Below are 4,625 nucleotides of genomic sequence, written 5' to 3'. Positions count from 1 at the left end.
AATCGGCGTCCCCACCGTCAGGATCCCCGGCGGCAACCCGATCACCGTCACCAGCGCGGCACCCGGCACCACACTTTGTATGTCGTGTTCGTCGGTGATGGATATCGAAATACCCCGCGGCAAGCCGCCCTCGGTGGTCGAGAACGTCACCGCCTTGAGCGCCTGCTCGTATTGATCCTTGGTTGCCAAGCCTGACAATGTCAGCGTTCGCGTCGCGGCATCCCACGACGCAGTGATTGGACTACCCTCTGGCGCTTCGTAATCGAGAACGTCACCGGCTTTTCCGGCGGTGAGGATCTTGACGGTCGCTTCAGACAAGCGATCAGAGTCGGCATCGGTGATCGTGACCGAAGACACGACCTTCACCGGATCGCCGCCCAGACTGAAAATCGGTGCACCGACCGTCACGATCACCGGCGGCAACTGCACGATCGGATTGACGGTCACGGGGACCGTCACAGTCACCTCATCCGCCTCAGCCAGACCGAAAAGGCGAGCGATGCCGTGCAGGACCTTCTGGATAGCTCCGAGAGTGCCTGTGAGGTGCTCCGAGGAGTCGCTGATGACGACTTGAAAACTATCTGTAAGTGGGTCGCCCGCCACGATGCTCGTGGGGGTGTAGACGAACTTCCCGGTGATCAGTTCGCGGACGACCAGCCCATGCTCGGGCTGGATGATGGTGTACGTCAGTGGATCACCATTGGGGTCAGAAGCGTTGAGGTCGAACAAGACCTGTCCGGTCAAGATCTGTGACGACTCGATCGGGCCGAATACCGGCGACTTGTTGAAGAAGGTGTGCTCGATCTGTCGCCGCACCCACGCCAGCACCGCGTCCAACCACGGCGCCGGCGCCGGCGCCTCGGGGTCAGCGAATGGCGACACCACATTCGAGACAAGCGCGGAAACGACGTTGACGGTTTCGACGCTCTCCTCAGCCTCGGGAGCCGAGACAGCCAGCTCATCGGCGCTGTCACGGTTCACCGACTTCAGGGCCACAACGTCGGTTTGGGGGTCAGCGTCCCCGTCGGTCTCGTTGACCGGCTCGGGCACCTCGCCCATCAGATCGTCCACTGGAACGTCGCTGTCCGGCTCGGCCGGTACCGGTTCGTCTACGGGCGAGTCAACTGAAGCGTCGTCGTCATCAACTTCCGCGGCGTCGTCGCCGCCATTGTCGATTACCGCTGGTGGCAGACCGGAGTCCCCGGCTTCGGATCCCGGCTCGTCGATGTCCTCGCCGTTCGTGTCGTCGGTGACGACGTCATCGTCGAGTTCTTCCTCGGCTGCGAGGTCCTCCTCGTCGTCGACATCCTCGGCGTCATCCATTGGGCTGTCATCGTCATCGCCGCCATCAGCCGGTTCGCCTGCGTTGGGATCGTCACCTTCCTCAGCCGCGTCCTCTCCGTCGTCGGACTGCTGATCAGCGGATGTGTCGCTACCCTGAGCATCCGAAGAGACCGAGGAGGATGTGTCAGCGTCGCTGTCGGCGTAGGCGACCCCGGCGGAGTTGGCGACGGCGAAGCCGACGCCCAGGGAGACGGCTAGTGCGCCGACCCTTCCGACGTGGAGAACATAGGTCGACGAGGTTTTGCGCACGTGCCTGGCGGCACCGCCCCCTCTGCTCGGGTCAACGAGGGATCGAGCCGACCAGAACCCCTGCATCGTTTCTTCCTCGCCCTGGAATCGGGCACGATGGCGTGCAGGGGTTGCGCACATTTACTGTCCTCCGTTTGGTGAGTCCGCAAGCCCCCCGGCTGTTGACGATCCATGACCCCCGCCCGCAGAAGTCCGACACTGGGCACCGCAACGGTCACCTCGGGTTGCGTCAGCACGCATCCACGTAGCATCGTCGCCGCTCCCAAAAACGGTCCTCTGTGCACACAACTGATGTGCTACACACCGCCCTGACGGGGCGAAGTAGTGCAGCCGCTCGTGAGCTTAAGTCAATATCGTGACTCGGATCACGATATTTGCCTGATATTTTGCGAAGGGAAACAATTAGTTACCACTCCGACAGGGATACACTGACATATCTGCACCTCAATCGGCCTTTGCCCACAGAACAGCAAACTATCACCGCCGCAAATATTGCCGCGGGCCGTGTAGTTCGAGGTCGCTAAAACCGCAGCACCTCGTCGGGCGACCGGCGGTGCACCGCCGCGTTTCCGCACAGTCCGAGCGCGCGTGACGTCCTCTCGTCATAGCAGTATCGTGACCTGCAACCTCGCGGTGGCGCTCGACTCTCCTTGCATGTCGGTGACCTCAAAGTCGATGTCCCGCGGCTGCAGGGCGCCGAAGGTCCCCCGGAACCGGAGCGTGTTGAGCACGCTCTGATACTCGGCGACGGTGCCTTGCCCGGTCAGTGAAAGCACTCCACCGGCATAGCCGGCCACGAGCGCCGAATCGGCGGTGTCGACGCTGAGACTGTCGTTCGAGCTCGGGTTGGTGATCGTGACACTCGCGCTCTGAAGGTACGAGGATGTGTCGACGATCAGCGGCACCGGGATGATCTGCAGCCCCAGCAACAGATTGCTGTAAGTGCCCACCAAGCTCAATGGTGTCAGAATCGGTGCGTTGTTTCCTGAACGCTGACCGCAGCCGTGGCCTCGGGGCTGGTGCCGCCCTGGGTGTCCGTCACGGTGAAGGAGATCGTCCGAGTGGCGGTGGGAACATTTCCGTCTGCGGCGAACGTCACTGAGCGAAGCGCTTGTCGGTACTGGGCTACGGTCGCGGTCCCCGATAAGGTCAATGTCCCGGTTGCCTCGACGTACGTCCCCGAGATGGAGCTGCCCGAAGGGCTGGTGAATGCGAGGACATCGCCGTCTGTGAGGCCGTCGCTGATCTGAATTGTGGCTCCCTGCAACATGGTCGAGTCAAGATCGATAATGGTGACGAGCGAGTCCACCACCTCGGGATCGTTCCCAGCTGTGTACACCGGGCCCAGTAGAGATGTTGTCACCAACGGAGCCAGATTGACGGGAGCGGCAAGTACGGTGACCGTCACCGATCCTGGGAGGCTGGAACTGCCCTGAGCGTCGGTGACAACGATGGAGACTGTTCGAATTGTTGCGTCGGCCGACGAATTGGTCGAGAACGTCAATGAACGTATCGCCGCTTCATACTGAGCGACGGTTGCAGTTCCGTTGAGTGTCAACGTGCCGTTGTTGTACACGCCACTGATGCCGGACTGGGATGTGAATGACAATGTTTCGTCAGCATCGAGGTTGCCCCCTGTTATTGCGATAGTCGCTCCGCTCAGATTCTGCGAATCGACGTCGACCAGGTTCAGCAGGGTGGCGATGTTCAGGGCGGGGTCCCCCGCGGTGTAGACCACGGCAGGGACAGTCGGCACCACAAGCGGTGGAACACTTTGGGGCACCGCAACAACCGTCACCGCGACCACGCCGGGGAGGCTCTGTTGTGCCTGCGTATCGGTCACCCGGAACGAGATGGACCTGATTGCCGTCAGCGCTCCAGAACTCGTCTGGATGCTCACTGACCGGAGCAACTGTTGATAGTCCTCCAGCGATGCCTCCCCCGCGAACGTCAACACCCCATCGGTGAAGTTTGCGTCCACGTCCTGAGGAGGTGTTCCCCAGGTCAGTTCGTCGCCGAGTTCGAAATCACCAATCGTGACGGTGGCCGACTGAAGCGAGTCGGAGTCGAGATCGAGGATGATCAAATTGGCGTCGACCGGTACCGGGGTGCCGCCGGCCGAGTAGTTGACGTTGACCACGGATGCCAGAACCAACGGCGCAGCGCCCTCGGGTACGGCTGTCACGGTGACTGCGACGACGCCGGGAATGCTCTGGTTGTCTTGCCCATCGACCACTCGGAACGAGATTGTTCTGATCGCCGTCAGCGCCTCTGCCGTCGTCGCAATGTTCACCGAGCGCAACAACTGCTGATAATCGGCAACCGAGGCTGACCCCGTGAATGTCAACAATCCGTCGACGAGACTCGCTACCACGTTCTGCGGCAGGGTCCCCCATGTCAGCTCGTCGCCGGCTTGGTAACCACCGACAGTCACCGTGGCGGACTTCAAGTTCGCCGAGTCCACGTCAAGGATGATCAGATTGGCGTCGATCGGGATTGGCGTGCCGCCCGCCGAGTATCCGACGTTGACAATGGAGGCGAACACAACCGGCGAGACCTCCGTCGTCGGCGCGGCAAGCACAGTGACGAGTGTGGTCGTGGGAATCGCACTGGCAGTATCCGTCGAATCAGTGACGGCGAAGCTGACCGTCTTCACGCCAGCTGAAGCCGTCGAAATCGTCACCGATGACAGCAACTGCTGGTATGCGGTGACGGAGGCCAAACCAGTAAAGGTAAGGACTCCGTCGACAAAGTTGGCCTCGATACTCTCCGGCAACAGTTCAGCGGCGTAGTTGAGACTATCTCCGGCAGCGACGGCATCCTGGTCCAACGACACTGTTGCCGAGAGCAATTCCGAAGAATCCAAGTCGGTCACCATCACGACCGGGCTGACCACTACCGGTGAGCTCGTCGTGCCAGCCGCGACCGGCGAGGCCACCACTACCGGCGCCACCTCAGTGCTCGGTGCACCCACCACAGTGACAAGGGTCGCTGCCGGCAGGATACTTTCGCTGCCAGCGTCATCGGTCACC

1 protein-coding gene and 2 pseudogenes are annotated in these 4,625 nt (G+C 61.5%); all 3 read right to left on the bottom strand.

What is annotated here, in order from left to right:
- Window positions 1-1,593: pseudogene (locus J3476_RS24250) on the bottom strand (hypothetical protein); the annotation flags it as partial.
- Between the two features lie 602 nt (window positions 1,594-2,195).
- Window positions 2,196-2,543, bottom strand: coding sequence for a hypothetical protein (locus J3476_RS24245; protein WP_207068867.1), 348 nt, complete (start codon window positions 2,541-2,543; stop codon window positions 2,196-2,198).
- A gap of 14 nt (window positions 2,544-2,557) precedes the next feature.
- Window positions 2,558-4,625 (bottom strand): annotated as a pseudogene (locus J3476_RS24240) (hypothetical protein); the annotation flags it as partial.

This window comes from Mycobacterium sp. PO1 (genome assembly GCF_017312405.1).
In the GTDB taxonomy this organism is placed as follows: Bacteria; Actinomycetota; Actinomycetes; order Mycobacteriales; family Mycobacteriaceae; genus Mycobacterium.
Note: the sequence above shows the minus strand (reverse complement) of the source record. Positions and strands in the feature narration are given on the sequence as shown.